Annotated in this window: 22 protein-coding genes; 16 read left to right on the forward strand and 6 right to left on the reverse strand. The window is 62.0% G+C overall.

Annotation, left to right across the window (positions count from 1 at the left end; genetic code table 11):
* Window positions 1–170 precede the first annotated feature (170 nt).
* Window positions 171–1,835, reverse strand: a complete 1,665-nt coding sequence (gene thsA, locus QZ650_RS08200; protein ID WP_292521736.1) for a thermosome subunit alpha — start codon at window positions 1,833–1,835, stop codon at window positions 171–173.
* A 57-nt stretch (window positions 1,836–1,892) separates the two neighbouring features.
* Window positions 1,893–2,807 (reverse strand): transcriptional regulator, encoded by a 915-nt coding sequence (locus QZ650_RS08205; RefSeq protein ID WP_292521738.1) that lies wholly within the window; start codon window positions 2,805–2,807, stop codon window positions 1,893–1,895.
* Between the two features lie 48 nt (window positions 2,808–2,855).
* Between QZ650_RS08205 and QZ650_RS08210 the strand changes: the two genes are divergently transcribed.
* From QZ650_RS08210 to QZ650_RS08230, 5 genes are all read left to right on the forward strand, one after another.
* On the forward strand, window positions 2,856–4,151 hold the full coding sequence (locus QZ650_RS08210) for a tRNA(Ile)(2)-agmatinylcytidine synthase (RefSeq protein WP_292521740.1): 1,296 nt from the start codon (window positions 2,856–2,858) through the stop codon (window positions 4,149–4,151).
* Between the two features lie 459 nt (window positions 4,152–4,610).
* Complete coding sequence (locus QZ650_RS08215; RefSeq protein ID WP_292521742.1) at window positions 4,611–5,546, forward strand: deoxyhypusine synthase; 936 nt, start codon at window positions 4,611–4,613, stop codon at window positions 5,544–5,546.
* Window positions 5,543–6,178 carry an orotidine-5'-phosphate decarboxylase gene (pyrF, locus tag QZ650_RS08220; protein WP_292521744.1) on the forward strand — a complete coding sequence of 212 codons (636 nt, stop codon included), beginning with the start codon at window positions 5,543–5,545 and terminating at the stop codon, window positions 6,176–6,178. Before QZ650_RS08215 ends, pyrF begins: the two co-directional genes overlap by 4 nt.
* A gap of 118 nt (window positions 6,179–6,296) precedes the next feature.
* On the forward strand, window positions 6,297–6,659 hold the full coding sequence (gene nrdD / locus QZ650_RS08225) for an anaerobic ribonucleoside-triphosphate reductase (RefSeq protein WP_292521745.1): 363 nt from the start codon (window positions 6,297–6,299) through the stop codon (window positions 6,657–6,659).
* Window positions 6,656–7,537 carry an adenosylcobinamide amidohydrolase gene (locus QZ650_RS08230; RefSeq protein WP_292521747.1) on the forward strand — a complete coding sequence of 294 codons (882 nt, stop codon included), beginning with the start codon at window positions 6,656–6,658 and terminating at the stop codon, window positions 7,535–7,537. The genes nrdD and QZ650_RS08230 overlap by 4 nt, the downstream gene beginning before the upstream one ends.
* 7 nt (window positions 7,538–7,544) lie before the next feature.
* Here the strand turns inward: QZ650_RS08230 and QZ650_RS08235 are convergent, their stop codons facing one another.
* Window positions 7,545–7,739 (reverse strand): DUF1858 domain-containing protein, encoded by a 195-nt coding sequence (locus QZ650_RS08235; RefSeq protein ID WP_292522228.1) that lies wholly within the window; start codon window positions 7,737–7,739, stop codon window positions 7,545–7,547.
* A 337-nt stretch (window positions 7,740–8,076) separates the two neighbouring features.
* On the opposite strand from QZ650_RS08235, the gene QZ650_RS08240 reads away from it, so the two are divergent.
* The 7 genes from QZ650_RS08240 (at window position 8,077) to QZ650_RS08270 (ending at window position 14,465) form a co-directional block, all read left to right on the forward strand.
* Window positions 8,077–9,303: a nucleotide-binding protein gene (locus tag QZ650_RS08240; protein ID WP_292521749.1), complete on the forward strand. Its 1,227-nt coding sequence runs from the start codon at window positions 8,077–8,079 to the stop codon at window positions 9,301–9,303.
* Window positions 9,300–9,866 carry a nucleic acid-binding protein gene (locus QZ650_RS08245; RefSeq protein WP_292521751.1) on the forward strand — a complete coding sequence of 189 codons (567 nt, stop codon included), beginning with the start codon at window positions 9,300–9,302 and terminating at the stop codon, window positions 9,864–9,866. The genes QZ650_RS08240 and QZ650_RS08245 overlap by 4 nt, the downstream gene beginning before the upstream one ends.
* Window positions 9,867–10,240: 374 nt before the next feature.
* Window positions 10,241–10,759 carry a DUF6345 domain-containing protein gene (locus QZ650_RS08250; RefSeq protein ID WP_292521753.1) on the forward strand — a complete coding sequence of 173 codons (519 nt, stop codon included), beginning with the start codon at window positions 10,241–10,243 and terminating at the stop codon, window positions 10,757–10,759.
* A gap of 4 nt (window positions 10,760–10,763) precedes the next feature.
* Window positions 10,764–11,000, forward strand: coding sequence for a DUF6345 domain-containing protein (locus QZ650_RS08255; protein WP_292521755.1), 237 nt, complete (start codon window positions 10,764–10,766; stop codon window positions 10,998–11,000).
* The gene (locus QZ650_RS08260) at window positions 10,979–11,956 is read left to right on the forward strand and encodes a calcium-dependent protein kinase (protein ID WP_292521757.1); all 978 of its coding nucleotides are present in this window, start codon (window positions 10,979–10,981) and stop codon (window positions 11,954–11,956) included. The genes QZ650_RS08255 and QZ650_RS08260 overlap by 22 nt, the downstream gene beginning before the upstream one ends.
* A gap of 94 nt (window positions 11,957–12,050) precedes the next feature.
* Entirely contained in the window at window positions 12,051–12,911 is an 861-nt protein-coding gene (locus QZ650_RS08265; protein ID WP_292521759.1) for a hypothetical protein, read from the forward strand.
* Window positions 12,912–13,169: 258 nt separating this feature from the next.
* On the forward strand, window positions 13,170–14,465 hold the full coding sequence (locus QZ650_RS08270) for an erythromycin esterase family protein (protein WP_292521761.1): 1,296 nt from the start codon (window positions 13,170–13,172) through the stop codon (window positions 14,463–14,465).
* A 72-nt stretch (window positions 14,466–14,537) separates the two neighbouring features.
* Here the strand turns inward: QZ650_RS08270 and QZ650_RS08275 are convergent, their stop codons facing one another.
* The 3 genes from QZ650_RS08275 to QZ650_RS08285 form a co-directional block, all read right to left on the reverse strand.
* On the reverse strand, window positions 14,538–15,176 hold the full coding sequence (locus QZ650_RS08275) for a recombinase family protein (RefSeq protein ID WP_292521763.1): 639 nt from the start codon (window positions 15,174–15,176) through the stop codon (window positions 14,538–14,540).
* A gap of 169 nt (window positions 15,177–15,345) precedes the next feature.
* Complete coding sequence (gene ribB / locus QZ650_RS08280; RefSeq protein WP_292521765.1) at window positions 15,346–16,023, reverse strand: 3,4-dihydroxy-2-butanone-4-phosphate synthase; 678 nt, start codon at window positions 16,021–16,023, stop codon at window positions 15,346–15,348.
* Window positions 16,016–16,684, reverse strand: a complete 669-nt coding sequence (locus QZ650_RS08285; RefSeq protein ID WP_292521767.1) for a DUF120 domain-containing protein — start codon at window positions 16,682–16,684, stop codon at window positions 16,016–16,018. The genes ribB and QZ650_RS08285 overlap by 8 nt, the downstream gene beginning before the upstream one ends.
* A 121-nt stretch (window positions 16,685–16,805) precedes the next feature.
* Here QZ650_RS08285 and QZ650_RS08290 point away from each other — a divergent pair, with 121 nt between their 5' ends.
* The 4 genes from QZ650_RS08290 to QZ650_RS08305 are packed head-to-tail and all read left to right on the forward strand — an operon-like array spanning window position 16,806 to window position 20,114.
* A complete protein-coding gene (locus QZ650_RS08290) occupies window positions 16,806–17,516 on the forward strand; it encodes a helix-turn-helix domain-containing protein (RefSeq protein WP_292521769.1) in 711 nt (236 codons plus the stop codon).
* Entirely contained in the window at window positions 17,510–18,562 is a 1,053-nt protein-coding gene (locus QZ650_RS08295; RefSeq protein WP_292521771.1) for a hydroxymethylglutaryl-CoA synthase, read from the forward strand. Before QZ650_RS08290 ends, QZ650_RS08295 begins: the two co-directional genes overlap by 7 nt.
* Window positions 18,559–19,719, forward strand: coding sequence for a thiolase domain-containing protein (locus tag QZ650_RS08300; RefSeq protein WP_292521773.1), 1,161 nt, complete (start codon window positions 18,559–18,561; stop codon window positions 19,717–19,719). The genes QZ650_RS08295 and QZ650_RS08300 overlap by 4 nt, the downstream gene beginning before the upstream one ends.
* Before the next feature lie 2 nt (window positions 19,720–19,721).
* Window positions 19,722–20,114, forward strand: a complete 393-nt coding sequence (locus QZ650_RS08305; RefSeq protein WP_292521776.1) for a Zn-ribbon domain-containing OB-fold protein — start codon at window positions 19,722–19,724, stop codon at window positions 20,112–20,114.
* Window positions 20,115–20,499: the final 385 nt, after the last annotated feature.

Here is a 20,499-nt window from a genome sequence, read left to right on the forward strand (position 1 = left end):
ACAAATGGGCATTTTTTATGGACTTATTTCGCCATAGAATCTCTCTTAGGTGAGATACTAGGATATCAGGCGGAATGGCGTCGAGAAAGAATGAACAAACCGGGCAAAAAAGAGAGGACCCCGGGGCCGGATCCCGGCCGGGGCGATATCGTGCGGGATGGTAGGGTAGGTTACATCGGGGGCATGCCCATGCCGCCCATGCCGCCACCCATGCCGCCGCCCATGGCCGCCATCTCCTCAGGGGAGGGGCCGGCGGACTTGGATGCGGCGATGACGTCGTCGATCCGGAGGATCATGACAGCGGCCTCGGCGGCGCTGGAGACAGCCTGGGTCTTGACCCGGAGGGGTTCGACGACGCCGGTCTTGAGCATGTCGCCGGAGACGGCGTTGAAGACGTCAAGTCCCATGTACTTCGCGTTCGCGCCACCCTTCTCGTGGGATGCGCGGAGCGCAACGAGCATGTCGATGGGGTCGAGACCCGCGTTCTCGGCAAGCGTCCTCGGGATGATCTCAAGCGCGTTTGCGAACGCCTCGATGGCGAGCTGGGCGCGGCCGCCGACACTTGCGGCGTACTCGCGGAGCCGGAGCGAGAGTTCGATCTCGGGTGCACCGCCGCCGGCGACGAACTTCTTGTCCTCAACGGCAACGCTGACGACCCGGAGCGCGTCCTCGATGGCACGGTCGAGTTCGTCGACGACGTGCTCGGTGCCGCCGCGGATGATGATCGAGACGGCCTTCGGGTTCTCGCACTCGGTGACGAAGGTCATCTCCTCGCCGGAGACCTTCTTCTCCTCGACGGTGCCGGCCTTGCCGAGCTCCTCGGGGGAAATGGCGTCGATGGAGCTGACGATTGCCGCACCGGTGGCGCGGGCGAGTTTCTCCATGTCGCTCTTCTTGACACGGCGGATGGCAAAGATCCCGGCCTTCGCAAGGTAGTGCTGGGCGATGTCGTCGATACCCTTCTGGCAGAAGAGGACGTTTGCGCCGGAGGCGATGATCTTGTCGACGATGCCCTTGATCATCCGCTCCTCTTCGTCGAGGAACATCTGGAGCTGGTCGGGGCTCGTTATGCTGATCTCGGCGTCGACCTCGGTCTTCTTGAACTCGACGGCGGCGTTCAGGAGCAGGATCTTGGCGTCCTTGACGATGCGGGGCATCGCGGGGTGGACACGCTCCTTGTCGATGATCATACCCTCGACGATCTCGGACTCCTCGATGGACCCGCCGACCTTCTTCTCGACCTTCACGAACTCGGTGTCGACGGTTCCGTCGGCGTCAGCGACCATCGTGATTGCCTTGACGACGAGCTCGGTGAGTTTCTCCTTTGCAGCCTCGGCGCCCTTGCCGGTCATGGCGGTGTCGGCAAGTTTCTGGAGCATCACCATGTCGTCGGGCTTGACGTCGATGGCGATCTCGTCAAGGATATCCTGGGCCCTGTCGGCGGCCATGCGGTAGCCGTGGGCGATGACCGTGGGGTGTACGTCCTGGTCGAGGAGGTCCTCGGCACGCTTCAGGAGCTCGCCTGCGATCACCACAGCGGACGTGGTGCCGTCGCCGACCTCGTCATCCTGGGTCTTGGCGATCTCGACCATCATCTTCGCGGCGGGGTGCTCGATATCCATCTCTTTTAAGATGGTCACACCGTCGTTCGTGATGACGACGTCACCGATGGTGTCGACGAGCATCTTGTCCATGCCCTTGGGGCCGAGTGTCGTCCGTACAGCGCTTGCGACGGCCTTTGCGGCAGCGATGTTGCCGGACTGGGCGTCACGGCCGCGGGTACGCTGGCTACCCTCTTTCAGAATAAGGATTGGTTGTCCTCCAAGACTTGACATAGGTATCACCGTTGTTAAGCGATAGAAAGGTAGGTTTATAGTTCTATATAAACGTTGTTACTCGCCAATCATATCTATGAGTTCTGAACCATCTTCGAGGGTATGGAGATGCTCTTCACCGATAAGGAGGGTTTTGCCGATTTTTTTCTGTTTTTTGTAATCCGTGACGACGCACATCGCGAACGTCTTCGTGATCTGCGATATGTTCCCGATGAAGGAAGCGCGCTTCACGATCTTCTGGGAGGTCCCGTAGGCCGTCAGGATCGTGTGCTCATCAAAGATCGCCAGCGCCTGGAACGGAGCCTGCCGCATCGCGTGGATCTCCATACCCATCCGTTCGAGGTCGATGAGGACGTCGCCTGTCGTGGAGCCCGGGGCCTTCTCGGGCTCCGGGGAGCGGTAGCCGACAATATCGATCGTCTCGACGAGCGTGGCGTTGAAGAGTTCCTCGAGCCGTATGGCGACATCGAGGGTGGTCCCCATCCCGCTCTCGTACTTGCTGATCGTCCGGCGGGAGACCCCGAGGTGGGAGGCGAGGTCGCCAAGCGACATCCGGGAGCGTTCCCGCACCTCCCGGAGAAGGTCGCCTTTGATCTTGACGTAGAGGCCGCCGGGGGACGCGTAGACCATCGGCGAGAGCCCTTCCGCGAAGTAGTCGTAGAGCGTGGCGGGGCTGAGGGCAAAGAGCCCGTAACGGACGTAGACGACGCCCCGCTCCAGTTCCGCGTCGCGCGCCCGCTCCCCGACGATGAGCGGGGTCGCTTCGAGGTGCCGGGCGATGACGTTGAGGTCCCAGGCGATATCGGCGCTCACACTGTCGATATGAGAGATGACCTTGATGATGACGAGGGTGTCGCCTTTCTTTGCGATAAGGTCGAAGCTCCGCGGACGGATGTTGCACCGCTCCGAGACATCGAAGCCTGCAAGGAGCATGATGCTGATGACCATGTGAGGAAGGCGATCCTGCGACATAACCCGTAAGAATCGATATAGCGAGAGAACGATATAAATTGTAGGGTTATGTGGATCGGGATCGACGACACGGATTCCCCCACCGGGATGTGCACCACCTACATCGGGGCGGTCCTGGTGCGGCGGCTCGATGAGAGAGGGATGCGCGTCCGTGATGCCCGGCTGATCCGGTTAAACCCGAACGTCATCCACAAAACCCGGGGGAACGCGGCGATCGCCATCGAGGCCGAGGGGGACCCCGAGACGGCGTTCGCCCTCACCTGCGCCTGCGTCGAAGCCCTTGCGGAGTTCGACGACCCGCGGACCAACCCGGGGGTGGTGGTCGCCCGCGTCCGGCCGCCGCCGGACTTCTACTACGCGGCCCTCCGCGAGTTCTGCACCGTCGAGGAGGCGGTCGGGGTGCTTGAGTCGGTCGGCGCCCTCTACCGGGGCTACAAGAACCGGCGCGGGCTCATCGGCGCGACCGCGGCGGTTGCAAGCGAACTTCCCGATCTGACCTACGAACTCCTCGCCTACCGGAGACGGGAGGTCTGGGGGAGACCCCGGGAGGTCGACCGGGAGAGCCTCTTTTACGCCGAGGAGACGACCGGCCCCCACACCTGGGACACGGTCGACCAGGAGAACGCCGTGGTGGTCGGGGTGCCCCATACCCCCGACCCGGTCCTCTTCGGGATCCGGGGGGAGAGCCCGGCATGGGTCCGGGAAGCCCGGTCGTTCGTCCGGTCCGAGGAGCAGGCCTGCGAACAGGTCTACGCCACCAACCAGGGGACGGACGCCCACCTGGTCGCAGGAGTCATCGGGGCCCTCCGGGAGGGACGGTCCTACCTGGTCCGGGGGACGGTCGCCAGCGAGCCTGCTACCGGAGTCGGCGGCCACGTCTCGCTCCTCCTCGCGGACGAGGGCGGCGAGGTCCGCTGCATGGCCTACGAGCCGACCAAAGGGTTCCGGGATGTCGTGCGGGCGCTCGTCCCGGGCGACGTGGTCGTCGCGGCCGGGAGTTACAAGGGCGGGAGCCTCAACCTCGAGAAACTCGGGATCGCCTGCCTTGCCGACGCCGTCCGGGTCCGCCCGCCGGTCTGCCCGGCCTGCGAAAGACGGATGACAAGCGCCGGGACGGGGAAGGGCTACAAGTGCCGGGTCTGCGGCGAGCGGAGCAGAGAGCCCGAGGTCGAGCACCTCGAGCGCCCCCTCCGGCCCGGGTGGTACGAGGTTCCCTCCACCGCCCGCCGGCACCTTGCCCGGCCGCTGGTGCGTGGCGTCCCCGCATGGGAGGATGAACTCCTGTCGTCCGGTCAGGGATGCGATCGAGTCAACAAAACGAACTTTACAAAAGAAGATTTATAATGTATGTGCGTTAACTTATCCCTGGTGATCCCGTGCCGATTACCAGCGGCGAAACGTACGCGTCTGCTTCCGGTCCGCCCGCCCAGAACGGTGCCACCCGGGGCAAACAGGGCCCGGCGGCAGACCGTATTGACTCGCGGCCGGGTATGCACGGAACGAAGACGAAGGTAGTCCTCCGGACCTCTTCCGTCTCCGGCCCGACAGTCCGCTCAAGATGGTCCGTGGAATCCGGACTCCCGACACGGCGGGACGAGTGGGATCATCCCGTGTCGCATAACCAGTCATCCCCTGTCTGGCAGCGGGGGCCCGACCCCCGGGCTCCCGCAATGATTCAATTTTGACGGATCCCTCCTCCGGCCGGGGAACCTCTCGGGGCTTTCCGTGACGCCCTCGCGTAAAGACGATCTATTATTGTGCATGACCGCCAACAGTCTCGTAAGAAACTGGTGTAATACGACCATGACCTTCAAGTATGGGGATGCAGTACAACAGGCGCGGGTCCGCCCCGGCATGACGGTCGGGGAACTCGTCGACGAACTCGGGAAAGCCGGAGCCTACAACGGGGGGTCCCTGTGGCAGGCGGTCAACATCTATGAGCGGATGCTGCGCGATGACGAAGCGCTGAAGTTCTTCGGCCTCTCGGGCGCCATGGTCCCCGGGGGAATGGGGGGGATCGTCGCCGACCTCATCAGGCGGGGGCATATCGACATCCTGGTCTCGACGGGGGCAAACCTCACCCACGACACCATTGAGGCGATCGGCTGCCACCACTACCACGGGACCGCTCAGGTCTCCGATACCGAACTCTGCGAGGAGGGGGTTAACCGGATCTACGACATCTTCCTCCCGAACGAGGCGTTCATCCGGTTCGAGGAGTTCCTGCAGGACGTCTACTCCTCCATCCCGGAGGGCTCGACGGTCTCGATCTCCGACCTCCTCAACCGGATCGGGAGCCGGCTTGACTCCGGTATCCTCGCCGAGGCGGCAAAGGCCGGGGTGCCGGTCTACTGCCCGGCGATCCAGGACTCGATGATCGGGCTGCAGTACTGGCTTTTCTCCCAGACGCACAAGGTCACGGTCAGCGCGTTCGCCGATATGCCCGGGCTGCTTGACCGGTGCTTTGAGGCAAAGCGGGCGGGAACGCTCCTCGTCGGCGGCGGGGTCCCGAAGAACTACATCCTGCAGAGCAAACTGATGACCGAGAGCGGGTTTGACTACGCGGTCCAGCTCACCGGCGACCGGCCGGACCTCGGCGGCCTCTCGGGCGCGACGCTCGAAGAAGCCCGGTCGTGGGGCAAACTCACCGGGGAGGCGACCGCGATGACGGTCTACGGCGACGCGACGATCAACCTGCCGCTCCTCGTGGCCGCAACCCTCGAGAGGCTGGAAGGATGACCGAACTCATCCTCTCCCTCGACGTCCTCGACCGGCAGCGGGCGTGCGCGATCGCCGAGTCCTGTGCGCCTTTCATCGACGCGGTCAAGGTCGGCTACCCGCTCGTCCTCTCGGCCGGCCTCTCGATCGTCAAAGACCTCGCCGGGCTCGGCCTCCCGCTCATCGCCGACTTCAAGGTCGCGGATATCCCGAACACCAACCGCCTCATCTGCGAAGCGGTCTTTGCCGCCGGGTTTGACGCCGTCATCGCTCACGGGTTCGTGGGGGCCGATGCCGCACGGACATGCGTCGAGGTGGCCCACAACCAGGGCGGAGCCGCCTACATCGTCGCCGAGATGAGCCATCCGGGGGCGACCGAGTTCTTCCATGACGGGGTGGCCGAACGGATTGCGGCGCTTGCCGTCTCCTGCCGGGCCGACGGGATCATCGCTCCCGCCACCCGGCCCGAGCGGATCAGCCGGCTCCGCGAGATCGTCGGCAATAAGACCATCTACTCCCCGGGCGTGGGGGCCCAGGGCGGCGACCCCGACGCGGTGGCCCGGCTGGTCGACGGGATCATCGTGGGGAGGAGCATCTACGCGGCAGAGGACCCCGCAGCCGAGGCCGAACGGCTCTCCCGCATCCGCCGGTGATGAGTTCTCCGTTCTGATCCCTTTCCCGGGGAGATGACGAACCCTATGAGTGGTCTGAGGCGGATGCGGCGTACCCCGCATCTAAAGGGATATATATTCTCCTGCAGATACTGGTATCATGAACTGGAGCCCCGAACAACTCAAACTGGCCGAAAAATACCAGAGTCTCGCTGAAATTCCGGAGAGCGAGCGGCGATACAAGTGCCACACCTGCCACTTCGTCGTCGACGAGAGCCCCTGCCCGCACTGCGGCGAGACGTCGCTTGAGGTCATGTGCCCGCTCGACCACTGCGACTGCCACCACTCGATCGTCGAGAGCATTGAGTACTGCCCGCTCTGCGGCCACGCCGTCTGTCCGGAGTGCGGGAGCCACGACGTCGTCCAGATCAGCAGGGTCACCGGGTACCTCCAGGACGTTGCAGGCTGGAACGCCGGCAAACAGCAGGAATTAAAAGACCGGGTCCGCTACTCCGTCGTATGAGATACTTTCTCGGGGACGACACTCTTTTTCTCCGCGGCCGGTTCCGGGCGGCGAGCACCGGGGTCAACGGCGGCCTTGCCGACGTCACGACGATCTTAAACCACACGGTGCCGCACGACTTCACGGGCGACCCGGCACACCACCTCGATCTCCTTGCCGCCCGGCACGGCATCTTTCGCGACTATTTCGGCCTGATGACCGCCGTCGATATGCGCCACCTCTGCGTCCTCCAGTACGACTTCGTCACGGTCTTCATCACCGCCGGGGTGACGAACCCGACGGGGGCCGGGACCCCGCAGACCATCAACATCATCGTCTACAGCCGGGAGGGGATGGCCGATTCGGCGCTCCTTGAAACGATCGTCACCGCGACCGGGGCGAAGGCCCAGGCGCTCCACGATCTCGGCTACGATTTTCCCGGGACCACGACGGACGCCGTCGCCGTCGCCTGCGAACAGGGTACAGAACCTTCGCATACCTATGCCGGGACCCTGACCGGGGTCGGCCGGCGGGTCCATGCGGCAGTCCTCCACGGTCTTCCCGAGGCTCTCGCGCGGCACCAGGGGAAGGTCCGGCGGAGCGGACCGTCATTCTTCATCTACAGCCGCTACGGCGGGGAACACTGGGTGGAATGGCAGAAGGAGGGCTGCCCCTACTACCCCTGCCATTTCCCGGGCCAGCGGTGCGACTACTGCTACTGTCCGTGCTACCCCTGCGGGGACGAGGAACTCGGGGAGTGGGTCGCGAGTTCAAGCGGCGGCAGGGTCTGGGGGTGCGCCGGGTGTACGCTCCTGCATATCCCCGGGATCGCAGACTACGTGAAAAGAAATCCCGAGGCCACTCTCGCCGAGCTCAAGCGCCTCAGGGAACAATTATAATCGGGTCTCACGCCTCGGGGATACCGAGAGCGGAGAGCATCTCTTCGAGAGGGACGCCGTGCGCCTGGGCGGCTTCCCGGACGGTCTCGTTATTTGCGATGGCGCAGCCAAGGCAACCCATTCCGAACCGGAAGAGTACCTGTGCTGACTCGGGCTTCTCTCTGAGGAGGTCCGCGATTGTACTGTCCGCATTTAATGCCATGCAGCTGATGTTGTCCCTGCCCCTATTTATACATTCAAGGAGCAGGTTTGGAGAACCCTCAATCCAACCCCGGACTGCAGAACGGCGCACCCGGCTGCCCTTGCCGGGCATCGAAGTCCGTAGATAGCCGAAAATGGTCGTCCGTCCGGCGGCGATCCGGCTCCGGGCCATCGGCCGGCACGCATCACGGGATACCGGATACCCGCCGTCGTCGCCGCGCTCTCTTCCGGTCGGGCGCACCTCGCGGCCCCGGCGGCAGGGGGCCGGGTTCATTTTCACACCGCACGCCGAGGCTTAATACTCTGACGAGGCAAAGTACAGACTGGAGATGTAAAACATGAACCTTTCCGAGGTAACAGAGAGAATCTCCCAGAAACTTGAAGCAAAAGGCGCACAGCCCGATCGGCAGAAGATCGAATCACGCCTCCACCGTCTCATCGAGGAGTTCGGCGTCAACGCCGCCGAGGCAGAGCGGACGGTGACGGCCGATCTCGCCCGTGAGCACAACGTCACGGGTGTCGGGAACACCTCCACCGAGCTTCGCCCGATAAGCGAGATCGTTCCCGGCGAGTGGGTGACGATCGAGGGAAAGATCGTTGCTCTGACCCCGCCCGTCTCACCCTCGATCGCCCAGACCGGGATCATCGCCGACTCGAGCGGCGCCATGCGTTTCGTCACCTGGACCCGGGCAAACGCCCCCGCGATGGAGTACGGCCACTGGTACCGGATTGAGTCCGCGGTCGTCGACGAGTATAAAGGCGCACCGAACCTGAAGATCCACTCGGGCACCACGATCTCCCAGATGGAGAGGGACGCGCCGCTCCTCCCCTCGATCACACCGATAGCGGAGCTGAAGCCGGGTGTCGGGAGCGTGCGGGCCAAGGTCATCCAGGACTGGGAAGTCACCCATGACCGGATGCTCCAGACAGGGCTCCTCGGCGACGAGACCGGCACCATCAAGTTCGTCATCTGGAAGGAAGAGAACAAAGATAAGTTAGACCTCGACGCCGTCTACAACATCTTCTACGCCACCGTCGACGAGTACAACGGCAGGCTCTCCCTCGCCCTGAACACCGCGATGTACATCACCGACGAGGGGGACATCGAGGTCGGACGGAGCGAGACCGAGGCACGGGGGGCTCTCGTCCACGTCGCTCCCGGCTCGGGCCTGATCAAGCGCTGCCCGGTCGAGGGATGCAACCGGACCCTCTCCCGGCAGAACTACTGCCCGGTCCACGAGATCCAGCCCGAGTTCCGCTACGACCTTCGCATCAAAGCGGTCCTCGACGACGGCGTCCGCGCCCGGAACGTCCTGATGCAGCGCGATATCGTCGAAACGCTCGCAGGGATCACCCTGGAAGAGGCCATTCAGATCGCGGAGACGAACCCGCTCGGCATGGACGAGATCTTCTACCGGATCAGGAACGCGGTCCTCGGGCGCTACTACACCTGCAGCGGGAACGAGTTCGGCGGCAGGCTGCTCGTCAACTCCTGCACTCCGGTGACGTTTGAGCCCGCAGAACTGGCTGCACTCTTGAACCGCGCCGGAGGTGAGGCAGCATGAAGCCCCAGAGCGCATTCGAGCGCGAACCGGCACGAAGGGTCTTCGCATCCGAGCTCCGCGAGACCCGCTACCAGTTCAAGGACGGCGAGGACGAGAAGAGCCCGACCTACGTCATCCTCCCGAGCGGGATCCGGAGCAACCGGATCTTCATCGTCGGCACCCTGACGGAGAAGCAGCGGCAGGGCGACCAGAACATATACTACCGCGGGCGGGTGGTCGACCCGACAGGCACCTTCTTCATCATGGCCGGGTCCTACCAGCCCGAGGCGATGCAGCAGCTCGCCCGGATCGAGCCGCCGGCGTTCGTCGCCGTCGTCGGCAAGCCGAGCCTTTACACGACCCCGGACGGGGCCTGTCTCGTCTCGGTCCGCGTGGAGTCGATCTCGGTCGTGGACCGCGAGACCCGCGACCTCTGGGTGCTCGACACCGCCCGCGAGACCCTGGACCGGCTCGACGCCTTCGGCACCACCGAGGACTCAAAGAAGGCCCAGGAGGAGTACGGGACGCGGCCGGAACTGTATCGGAAGATCGTCTACGACGCTCTTTCCCAGGTGCAGCTGTAGAGGCTCTACCTCCGAAACCAAACTCTAAAAATCTTTTTTTTGGGACTCATCGGTGACTCCTCCCGGACAGACGTCCCTGGACGCTGCTGTTCTTCACCTCGTGCAACCGCTCTTCCCAACCCATGAGCTCCGGTCTTTCGCGCAAAACTGATATGAGGGTCCTGACGTGTAGAGGGATGTGACAGAAAAGGTATATAGCAAAACGTCGCAGCGTTAGCATGGCGATGCCAAAACAGCATTGCCGGAGGTCTGTCTGCTCATTCTCCGTGGTCGGGCGGGCCCCCCTGTGTCCGGAGGCGATGCCGGAGTGACGATGCTCTCATAGTCATCTCGCCGCAGGCCTCCGAGTAACATGTAGTAACAAGGATGGTGAGATGATGGAAAAACGAAAGATTGAGAGATCGATACTCCTGGCAGGTATTGTCATGGGGATGATCCTCGCTCCGCCAGCCTGTGCAGGAACAGGCGACGATAACGACGCTTCGTACCCGGAATTTGGCGTGGAGTACAAATGTAATTATCTTGCGGGAAATAATCAGCCGAGCAGCCCCACGAGTGCTGAGGGGTTTCGTGAGGCGCTTTCAAGCGCGGGGTGGACTGAAAGTTTCTTCATAGGAGATGAGGATAGGAACGTCAATCGCTGGACATACTCCGGCCTGGATCAGTCCTATGTTGACGGAACTGATATCGTTTACTTTGCCGGCCATGGCTGGAATCAAGGGATTCTACTCAACAGCGCACCAGGCAGCTGGGTCTATTTCCGCAATTGCGAGTGGGGGGATTATGACCTGGAATGGATGCTCCTGGACAGCTGCCATACAGTTCAACTCCCAAGCGAACTCAAGTACTACCCACACCATGCAATGAACGGTGTATCTCGTATGCGGATTTGATAGTGTGGGCTACGATCTCCCGGATGACGGCGCAAATGTAGCCAATAAGCTCGTAGATGGGTACAAAGTGCGACTTGCGTGGTTTATCGGCATCGACGAAAACCATGGAAGCGAGATCAGGGTAGGCATCATCGGTGAGAATGCTGACTGCGGACACGACAATGCCTGGAAGGAGGGATCGATTATTGCCGATCCTCCCGTCGACGGTGAGATCTATCGATGGCTATACAATTGCAACTGACCTGGAGGAGAAAAATGAATGTTAAATTAGGTGTATTTGCCTGCATTGCACTTGCAATCGCGGTCGGATGTTTGTATGTCATGGATTCGGATTCGATCTCCGCGAGTCTCCCCAGGATGACAAGTGCTGATGATGCCACATACTCGCTTGCCGCCGAACTGCCGCAGATAAAGGAGTCTTACCCGGTATACCGGGTAAGACCCATCAAGATCACGGAAGATCAGGTCAAGGAGATAGCAAGCAGGTTCAACCTTTCGGGAACCCCAAGGGTTTCCAACAAGGACACAGGTGAGGTGCTCGTCGTGGACACGTCCAAGCAGCCGGAAGAGCAGATCTCGGTGTACACACATTCCGGCGCGATGATCTACCACATCCTCGACAAAGAGTTCCCGAACGAAGTAACAGAACAGCCGGAGCTGCCGTCAGATGCGGAATCAGAGAAGATCGCCCTTGAATTCCTCAAGAAGACGCAGATGGAGTCCCCGGATGCACAGATCGTGAGCGTCGGGGTAAATCAGAAGCAGGAGGTCTGGGAGGCAGGTGCCACTGAGCCGAAAGTATCGTACGATGTGACGAAAGCAGTCCGCTTTGGCCGAACACTCGACGGACTCCCGGTATACGGGGATGAATTTGCAGTGATCTTAGCTGACGGCGGTGAAGCCGTCGGGCTTGTGAAGACGTGGAGAGAGGTTGTGCCAAACGGAAGCGTCAGCATCAAATCGCCGGAGCAGGCATACGCAGATCTCCTCGCAGCAAAGACGGTTCGTCCATCTGTGGCCGCTGAGTTTGATCGCATCGTGATCGAAGAAGTCTCGCTCGGATACTGGATGGAGCCGAGGGGTGTAATACAGGAGACAGTCTGGCCGATCTATGTCTTTTCCGGAACAGCAACTCATAACAACATCGAGGAGCCGTACATAGCCTATGTCTTCGCGAACGAGTCGGCGGAGCGTTAGCCGCCATGCAAATTCCTCTCTTTTTTCAGCGAACCGGCGGCTACAAGATTACAATGCTCGCAGAAGTTAAAAAGGTCTATGATGAAGGGCTACGATGAAGAGCATTCTAACGTTACCGATCCTCGTATGTGTGATCGTTCTGGCATCAGGCTGCATATTCACGCTGTTCGGCACGGTTGTCGTCAGGGATGCGTACTGCGATCTTGACAACAACTTTACGTTCACCCTGGAGAACACTGGCGGCAGCAACCGGACCATCGCGTACACGTGGACGTTAAACGATCCCATGGCCGATATGCCGCTCTACCGGGGAGAAGGATCGATTGTCCTTAAACCGCACGAGTCGCGAACACTTACATTCAATCCTGATGTACCCTTTCACAGAAATTCCTTAATGGGTTGTGTGATATGCATCACCCTGTATACCGATGGAAAAGAGATCTACAGATTCAAGGAGCAGAAGTCGTCCCTCGACTGGGACTACTCCGTAGAACCCCCGGTCAGGTATCTTATCAAACCGGAAACGATGTCATTCCTCTTCTCGACGGTCATCGAACGCAATTCTGACGGTGACTATATTGTTACAGTAGCAAACAGTTCCTACGCCCCCAAGCGCACTGCGCCGGGAGTTCCCCGCAGCACCGCTCCGGGGCCGAAGATATCTCAGATTTACCTGGGGATCGGAGAAACCGGCTGGTGGACGTCACGCATCGCATCGCCGCTCCAGAACGGTTCCGCACCGGCATTCGTGGACCGGGACGGCAACTCGTGCATCACCCAAGGTGATTATTACATTTTGCCGGGAACTTTCGCAGGGGAGACCGTGCGATTCCGCTCTGCGAGCGGGTATATCCTTCTCACGCATACCCGCTACGCACCGGAGAGCGAACGCCCTATTTACAGTGTGTGCCAGCTGCCTCCTGATGACGACCAGATCAGACGCTCAGGCGAATGAGGCAGAAGAGGTGCCAAACCGGCGTTGCCGGAGGTCCGCCTGCTCATTTCCGTGGTCGGGCGGACCCCCCTGTGCCCGAAGGCATTACGTTGGTTGCCACTCATCAGACTTAATGGTGTGCCTCACCAATTCTGAGAAGACAGTAATCGCCCGGTTTGCCAGACTTTGTAATGCCGGATACGCCCCGCAACTTAATACCCACCGCTTTCCCAGTTGTATTACCACGAAAACCTGCCATCCGGCAGATCGGAGTCATCCATGCCCCATCCATACGCAACTCTCGACGACTGGATTGCACGCGAAGCAATTCCATTCTCCCTTGATTCGCCGGCGGCCTTCAACGCCGCCGTCGATGCGATGATTGCCGCGCTCGGCGATTCGGTGGACCTCCTCGGGTTCTCCGAAGCCCTCCACGGCGGCGAGGAACTCCTCGTCCTCCGCAACCGGCTGTTCGAGCGCCTTGTTACGGCGCACGGGTATACTGCCATCGCCATCGAGAGCAGTTTCCCAAGGGGGCGGCTGGTGGACGAATACGTGGCAGGCCAGGGCCCGGCGTCCTACGAGGACGTGCAGGAGACCGGGTACAGTCACGGTTTCGGCCGGCTCGACGCGAACCGGGAACTCGTGGAGTGGATGCGGGCATACAACACCGACCCGTCCCACCGCGTCAAACTCCGGTTCTACGGCTTCGATGCGCCGACCGAGTTCGGCAGCAGCGATAGTCCGCGCCGGCTCCTCTCCTTTGTCCTCGATTACCTCGCCGCGATCGATAGTACTGCGGGCACGGCGTACCGCGAGCAGATCGAACCGCTCATCGGCGCGGATGCCGACTGGGAGGACCCCGCGACGGTCTTCGACCCGACAAAGTCGATAGGCCGATCGCCGGCCGCAGCCGCGCTGCGGCTCAAGACCGAGGACCTCATCGCGGAACTGCACGCCCGCCGCCCCGAACTGATCGCGAAGGGCGGGAAGGACCGCTACCAGGAAGCCGTGCAGTATGCGACGGCCGCACGGGGGCTGCTGAACTACCACGCCGGGCTCGCGCAGGCGTCGGGCGACCGGGTCTCCCGGCTCCTTGCAATGCGCGACGCGATGATGGCGGACAACCTCGCGTACATGGTCTCCCGCGAATGCGGCCGGGGAGGAAGGGTGCTCGCCTTCGCCCACAACGAGCATCTCCGGCGCGGGAAAGCGGAGTGGCAGTTCGGTGCCGACCTCTACGCGTGGTGGCCGGCGGGAGCGCACCTTGCCGGGATCCTCGGCCCACGCTACGCCGTCATCGGCTCCGCGGTAGGCATCTCGGACGCAAACGGCGTCGGCCGGCCGGAAGCCGGCACCCTCGAGGCACACCTCATCGCCGCTCCGGGGCCGGGAAGGTTCATCCCGACGCACCGGGGGGAGGGGCTTCCCGCCGGGGCTATTCCCACCCGCTCGGGGAGCAAGAAGAACCCGGGCTACTTCCCGCTCACCCCGCAGAGCCTCGCCGAGTTCGATTGGCTCGCGGTCCTTGACTCCACAGGATACACCCGCGGCGGGCCCCCGCTGCCGGAATGAGATCCGGGTATCCGATGCCGGTCAGAAAAATAGAGGGCTTGAAACACAAAAAAGGATCAGCGGGCCCGCGCGTCACTCCGCCGGCTCCTGCCGGGCCCCCTTCCACTCCCCCTTCAGTTCGGGGTAGTCCGCGAGGATCTTGCTGACCGTGCTCCGGCTGACATCGAACATCCGGCAGATCTGGCTGATGCTCGTCCCGGCCTGCCGTATCGTGAGGAGAGCCTCGACCTGCCCCTCGTTGAGCGCCCTCGGCCTCCCGATCGGCCGCCCGTCCCCTTTCTTCGCCTTCTTCGAGGCGACAGGAGCGGCTTTCCGGGCACTCTCCCGGTACTGGTCCATATACGCAATGAAGTTCGCGATGGCCTCCCGCCGGAGTTCCGGCTCGTCCCGGAACCCGAAGAAGTCGTTGTTCACGCAGTAGACGGTATATTGGTCGTTTAATCTCTTGAGTGTCGCAAGCCCGGTGTCCATATCCCGGGCAAGGCCCGCAAGATCGTAGATGATGATATCGGGGCAATTATTGGCGGCGCAGTAGTCCAGCATATCAGCGAAGCCTTTTCGCTTCTCTGGCGGTGTTGCATTTGCACGGTGGTCATTGAAGAATTCGACAATCTGAAACCGGTATTTACAATAGTTCTCGACATCGGCTTTCTGTGCAGCGAAATCTCCCTTTTTTCTCGTATTCAAGTATGCCACGGCATCTTTTTTCATCCGTTTAAAATGCCGTACAATTGTATATATTGTTTTTGAAAAAACATGAGGAACGCTATTTTGCGGCGGAGTTGGGAAACCCGCATAGGTTTCCGCTCTCCGCCGGGGATGTGTAAAAAGGCCCTCCTGATACATGGGAGAGGGCGGGCCCGAGATGAAGCGGTGGGGGTTACGCCCCCGACGTTCGCGACTCCCACCGGTCGAGGACGTCCTGCCCCTCGACGAAGACGAGCCCGTGCTTTCGGGCGTAGGCCATCGCGTCCTCTTTTGAGAGGGCGAACCCCGTCTCGTCGTCCAGCATCTCGCAGATCGTGACCGCCGGGGTGATGTTGGCCATCCCGGCAAGCGCGATCGAGAGCTCGGTCTGGCCGCGCCGCTCATCGAGCAGCCGGTCCGCGGCCCGGAGAAGCGCCATGTGCCCCGGTGTCCGGAAATGCGCGGCAAAGTCGTGCCCGCCGCCGTTGAGCGACTTTTTAACCTCGTCCGCGATGGCCGTGACCGTCAATGCGCGGTCCCTATCCGTGATCCCGGTGTAGGTCTCCCGGTGGTTCACCCAGAGCGAGAAGGACGAGTGGTTTTTCGGGTCGTAGGGGACCTCGCCGTCCTTCTCGACGAGGCTGCAGGCCCGCAGAACATCGTGGGCGAACGGGAGGCCGAGCCTCTTTGCGGCCTCGGGATGGACCGCCGTGCAGATCAGCCCGCCGCCATCTTTGCGCATCTGCCGGATGTGGGCGGGGGTGACCGCATCCGACCGGATCGCGAAATCGGTCTCGCGTTCGCGGTTGTCAAAGTCGTAGAGCAGGACGAATTCGCCCCTTGCGAGGGCCTGTATGGCTGCATCAATCATGGGTTATCTCCACCTCGATCGTATCGTTATCGGTCAGGTTCAGGACTTTGCGGAGTTCGCACCCGGCGATCACCTCGATGATGTCCTCCGGGTAGTGGGTGCGGGAGGGCTCGACGATCGCGCACGCCTGCCCCTGTATCCGGCAGGGGAGCATCCGCGCACCGCCGAACGTCCGCTCATCGGCGGTGAATCCCGGGACGTCGATCCACCCGGCATGGTCGAGCTGCTTGCGGACCTGGATGCTCGCCGCATCGAGTTTGATGTTCAGGGTTCCGGGGAAGGGTTCAAATCCTAGATACTCGCCGAAATGCTCCTTATAGTGGGGGAGGCTCATGTAGTAGCGGCCTTCCCCGAGTCCGCTGATCACCGTCCCGGCGAGGACGTACTGCCTTCGTTCCGGATTGAATATCCTCACGTAATCCGCATACTCCCGCCGCAGCGCCTGTTCGCCCTCCCGGGTGACGGCCACATACTGGCCGTCGGGCTTCATCGACCGGATGACGAACTGCTGCCGTTCAAGCGCGATCAGCCGCCGCGAGGCGGTCTGGGGGCTGATACCCAGCTCGCTTCCAAGCGACTGCGACGAGAGCCAGATGGGCCCCCGGCACCCGCCAAGCAGGGCGATCGTCTTCAAGGACTGCAGATCTTCCGCTTCAACCATTATATCAGAATTGAGATGCATACTATATACGGGTTGCGCAAGGATCCCTGCCGGGCATTCTTCGTGAAATGTCGAAATGGGATACGCTAATTTTTTAAGTCAGAGCGGTAACAGTACCTGCATGAAATCCGGAGTGCGGCATCAACTCGCCGAAAAAATGGCAGGAGAGATCACACTCTCGGACTCACCGGGTCAGGCCTTAAAGAAGTGGCGGCAGAGTTTCAACATTCCTCCGGGAGTGCTCGCCGAACGCCTTGAGGTCTCTCCCTCAGTTATCAGTGATTACGAAAGCGGACGACGAAAGAGTCCGGGAACCGCCATCGTCGGCAAGATTGTCGATACGATCCTCTCGATCGATGAGGACAACGGTGGCCGGTACATCAACAAATTTGCAAAAATTCTGTACAGTGAGTTCGACGAAGACGTCATCTACGACATCCACGAGTATGCATCCCCGGTGAGCCTCTCGGAGTTTGCCGAAGTCATCGGCGCCGTCACACTCTGCGGCTCGATGGACCAGGCGATCTACGGGTACACGGTGATAAACAGCCTCAATGCGATCCTCCAGCTCTCTTCGAGTGAGTTCAACCGCATCTACGGCTGGAGCACGGAGCGTGCCCTCATCTTCACCGAGGTCTCGACCGGGAAGTCCCCCATGGTGGCGATCCGGGTCACGCCCTTCAAACCCCGGTGCGTGGTGCTGCAGGGCATCAGCCCGGGAGAGGTTCACCCGCTCATCCCGGGGCTTGCGGAGCGTGACCGCATAACGGTGCTCTGCACCGAGGTGGATGTCGAGACGATCATCAGTTCACTGCGAGGAACGTTATGGTAGGCATTTACTCATACGGCGTCTACATCCCGCGATACCGGATAAAAGTCCCGGAGATCGCGCGGGTCTGGGGCGGCAATGCAAACGACGTCATGAGAGGTCTTGGGGTCTTTGAGAAGTCTGTCCCCGATCTCGATGAAGACACAGCAACGATCGCCGTCGAGGCGGCACGGGCCGCGCTCCGGCGAAGAGCCGTCGACACCGACGCGATCGGCGCCATCTACGTGGGGAGCGAGTCGCACCCCTACGCGGTCAAGCCCACGGCCTGCACGGTCGGCGAGGCGATCGGGGCGACCCCGAACATGACCGCCGCCGACTACGAGTTCGCGTGCAAGGCGGGGACCGCCGGTATCCAGACCTGCATGGGTATGGTCAAGAGCAAGATGATCCCGTTCGGGATCGCCATCGGTGCGGACGTGGCCCAGGGGGCTCCCGGGGACGCGCTCGAGTACACGGCGGCGGCCGGCGGGGCGGCGTTTGTCATCGGCGAAGGGGAGACCATCGCCGATATCAACCGGACCTGCTCGTTCACCACCGACACTCCCGACTTCTGGCGGCGGGAAGGGCAGAACTACCCCCGCCACGGCGGACGGTTCACTGGCGACCCCGGCTACTTCAAGCACGTCCAGGGCGCCGCCCGGCTGATGTTTGAACAGGCGGGGACGAACCCGAAGGACTACGACTACGCCGTCTTCCACCAGCCCAACGCCAAGTTCCCGCAGCGGGTGGCGAAGATGCTCGGGTTTACGGACGACCAGATCAAGCCCGGCCTCGTCGTCCCGAGGCTCGGGAACACCTACTCGGGGGCATCGATGATCGGGCTTGCGGCGACGCTCGATGTGGCGAAACCGGGCGACCGGATCTTTGTGACCTCGTTCGGGTCCGGAGCCGGGAGCGACGCGTTCGATATCACGGTCACCGACGCCATCGAGTCCGGGGAGTTCAACCGGGCGGCGGCGCCGAGCGTGGAGAAACTGCTCGCGAACCCGATATACCTGGACTATGCACTGTATGCCAAACACAAGGGAAAGATCGTGATGCAGAAATGAGAGACGTAGCAGTAATCGGCATCGGGTGCACGGAGTTCGGGGAGCACTGGAGCACCTCGTTCCGGGACCTCTTTGTGAAGGCCGGAGCGCTGGCGCTTGAGGATGCCGGGCTCTCCGGGGAAACCCTCGACGCCCTCTATGTGGGGAACATGAGCGCCGGGCGGTTCGTCGAGCAGGAGCATATCGGTGCCCTGATCGCGGACTACGCCGGGCTTGCGACCAACCACGTCGCCTCGACCAGGGTGGAGGCGGCCTGCGCCTCCGGCGGGCTTGCCTTCCGGCAGGCGGTGACCGCGGTCGCGAGCGGCATGGAGGATATCGTCGTCGCGGCGGGCGTCGAGAAGATGACGGACGTCGGGACCGGGGCGAGCGTGGATATGCTCGCGAGCGCCGCGGACCGCGAGTGGGAGGGGTTCGCCGGGGCGACCTTCCCGGGCCTGTATGCGATGATCGCAAACGACTACATGCACCGCTACCCGCTCACCCGCGAGCAGCTTGCACAGGTCGCGGTCAAGAACCACGAGAACGGGGCAAGGAACCCGATCGCGCAGTTCCGGAACAGGATCACGGTCGATACGGTCCTGAATTCCTCGCTCGTGGCCGACCCCCTGCGGCTCTTCGACTGCTCGCCGATCACCGACGGTGCGGCGGCGGTCGTCGTGGTGCCGCTCGAGCGTGCCCGCGAGTTCACCGACTCGCCGGTGCGGGTGCTTGCGAGCGCCCAGGCGAGCGACACCATCGCGCTCCACGACCGGCGGGACATATCGACCCTGGACGCCACGGTCGCCGCAGGCAAACGGGCGTTCGCCCAGGCGAAACTCACCCAGAAGGACATCGATATGGTCGAGGTCCACGACTGCTTCACGATCGCCGAGATCTGCGCGATCGAGGACCTCGGGTTCTGCAAGAAGGGCGAGGCGGGGAGGCTCACCGCGGAAGGGGCAACGGCCCTCGGCGGGGAGATCCCGGTGAACACGAGCGGCGGCCTGAAGGCCTGCGGCCACCCGGTCGGTGCGACGGGGATCAAGCAGATCTGCGAGATTGTGACGCAACTGCGCGGCGATGCCGGCGCACGGCAGGTGGACGCGGAGATTGGTATGGCGCATAACGTGGGCGGCACCGGCGCGACGGTCGTCGTGCACATCCTGGGGGCGTAAGAATGTCGGTATCACGGTTCTGGAGAAAGATCCCGCAGCGGTATAACCTGGTCGGGACGCAGTGCACGACCTGCGGGCGGTACTTCTTCCCGCCCCGGTCGCTCTGCCCCGACTGCCGGCGGAGCGGCAAGATCGTCGACCACCAGTTCACCGGCGAGGGGACGGTCGTCACCTACACGGTGATCCGGTCGGCAAGCGACCAGTTCGAGAACACGACCCCCTACGTCCTCGCGATCGTCGAGCTCGACGAGGGGCCGCGGCTCACGACCCAGGTCGCCTGCACGCCTGAGGAGGCAGCGATCGGGATGCGGGTCAAAAGTGTCTTCCGCCGGGTGACGGCGGACGGCGAGAGCGGGACCATCCACTACGGCACGAAGTTCGTGCCGGTGGAGTAACTCCAAACTCTACCCCCATTCGTAACTCCAGACACAACCCCCATGTGAGTTGACAGGGTCTCCGGGCTCTTGCACGGAGATCCGATCACGCTCTGTACCCCCTATTTTTCGTGATGTGAGGGGTGTGAGGGTGTGAAAGGGCGTATCTGGGGGGCTGTACTTCAGACTTGCTATTCCCCGGGCCAGGATTTCCTATTGTTATGCCTGGAGTGGATTTCGGGAGACATCGCGATAGGAGGACGATCGGGAGGGCGGCGCCATCCGCTACAGAATGAATCGCCCGCCGGTGGAATGATTTTACCTCGTTTCAGTTACACTGATACCAAATTGCAGACGGAAAACAACCCTAGCGATGGGAAACCCGGTACACTGGACCGTGGTGGAT

The sequence above is a fragment of the Methanoculleus sp. genome (assembly GCF_020696975.1).
GTDB lineage: Archaea > Halobacteriota > Methanomicrobia > Methanomicrobiales > Methanoculleaceae > Methanoculleus.

Coding starts and splice junctions, on each gene's coding strand:
- QZ650_RS08265 (WP_292521759.1), top strand. CDS start 12,051: ATGAAGAGCATTCTAACGTTACCGATCCTCGTATGTGTGATCGTTCTG.
- pyrF (WP_292521744.1), top strand. CDS start 5,543: ATGACCGAACTCATCCTCTCCCTCGACGTCCTCGACCGGCAGCGGGCG.
- QZ650_RS08300 (WP_292521773.1), top strand. CDS start 18,559: ATGAGAGACGTAGCAGTAATCGGCATCGGGTGCACGGAGTTCGGGGAG.
- nrdD (WP_292521745.1), top strand. CDS start 6,297: ATGAACTGGAGCCCCGAACAACTCAAACTGGCCGAAAAATACCAGAGT.
- QZ650_RS08285 (WP_292521767.1), bottom strand. CDS start 16,684: ATGGTTGAAGCGGAAGATCTGCAGTCCTTGAAGACGATCGCCCTGCTT.
- QZ650_RS08305 (WP_292521776.1), top strand. CDS start 19,722: ATGTCGGTATCACGGTTCTGGAGAAAGATCCCGCAGCGGTATAACCTG.
- QZ650_RS08245 (WP_292521751.1), top strand. CDS start 9,300: ATGAAGCCCCAGAGCGCATTCGAGCGCGAACCGGCACGAAGGGTCTTC.
- QZ650_RS08215 (WP_292521742.1), top strand. CDS start 4,611: ATGACCTTCAAGTATGGGGATGCAGTACAACAGGCGCGGGTCCGCCCC.
- thsA (WP_292521736.1), bottom strand. CDS start 1,835: ATGTCAAGTCTTGGAGGACAACCAATCCTTATTCTGAAAGAGGGTAGC.
- QZ650_RS08235 (WP_292522228.1), bottom strand. CDS start 7,739: ATGGCATTAAATGCGGACAGTACAATCGCGGACCTCCTCAGAGAGAAG.
- ribB (WP_292521765.1), bottom strand. CDS start 16,023: ATGATTGATGCAGCCATACAGGCCCTCGCAAGGGGCGAATTCGTCCTG.
- QZ650_RS08260 (WP_292521757.1), top strand. CDS start 10,979: ATGGCTATACAATTGCAACTGACCTGGAGGAGAAAAATGAATGTTAAA.
- QZ650_RS08210 (WP_292521740.1), top strand. CDS start 2,856: ATGTGGATCGGGATCGACGACACGGATTCCCCCACCGGGATGTGCACC.
- QZ650_RS08205 (WP_292521738.1), bottom strand. CDS start 2,807: ATGTCGCAGGATCGCCTTCCTCACATGGTCATCAGCATCATGCTCCTT.
- QZ650_RS08230 (WP_292521747.1), top strand. CDS start 6,656: ATGAGATACTTTCTCGGGGACGACACTCTTTTTCTCCGCGGCCGGTTC.
- QZ650_RS08240 (WP_292521749.1), top strand. CDS start 8,077: ATGAACCTTTCCGAGGTAACAGAGAGAATCTCCCAGAAACTTGAAGCA.
- QZ650_RS08250 (WP_292521753.1), top strand. CDS start 10,241: ATGATGGAAAAACGAAAGATTGAGAGATCGATACTCCTGGCAGGTATT.
- QZ650_RS08295 (WP_292521771.1), top strand. CDS start 17,510: ATGGTAGGCATTTACTCATACGGCGTCTACATCCCGCGATACCGGATA.
- QZ650_RS08270 (WP_292521761.1), top strand. CDS start 13,170: ATGCCCCATCCATACGCAACTCTCGACGACTGGATTGCACGCGAAGCA.
- QZ650_RS08290 (WP_292521769.1), top strand. CDS start 16,806: ATGAAATCCGGAGTGCGGCATCAACTCGCCGAAAAAATGGCAGGAGAG.
- QZ650_RS08275 (WP_292521763.1), bottom strand. CDS start 15,176: ATGAAAAAAGATGCCGTGGCATACTTGAATACGAGAAAAAAGGGAGAT.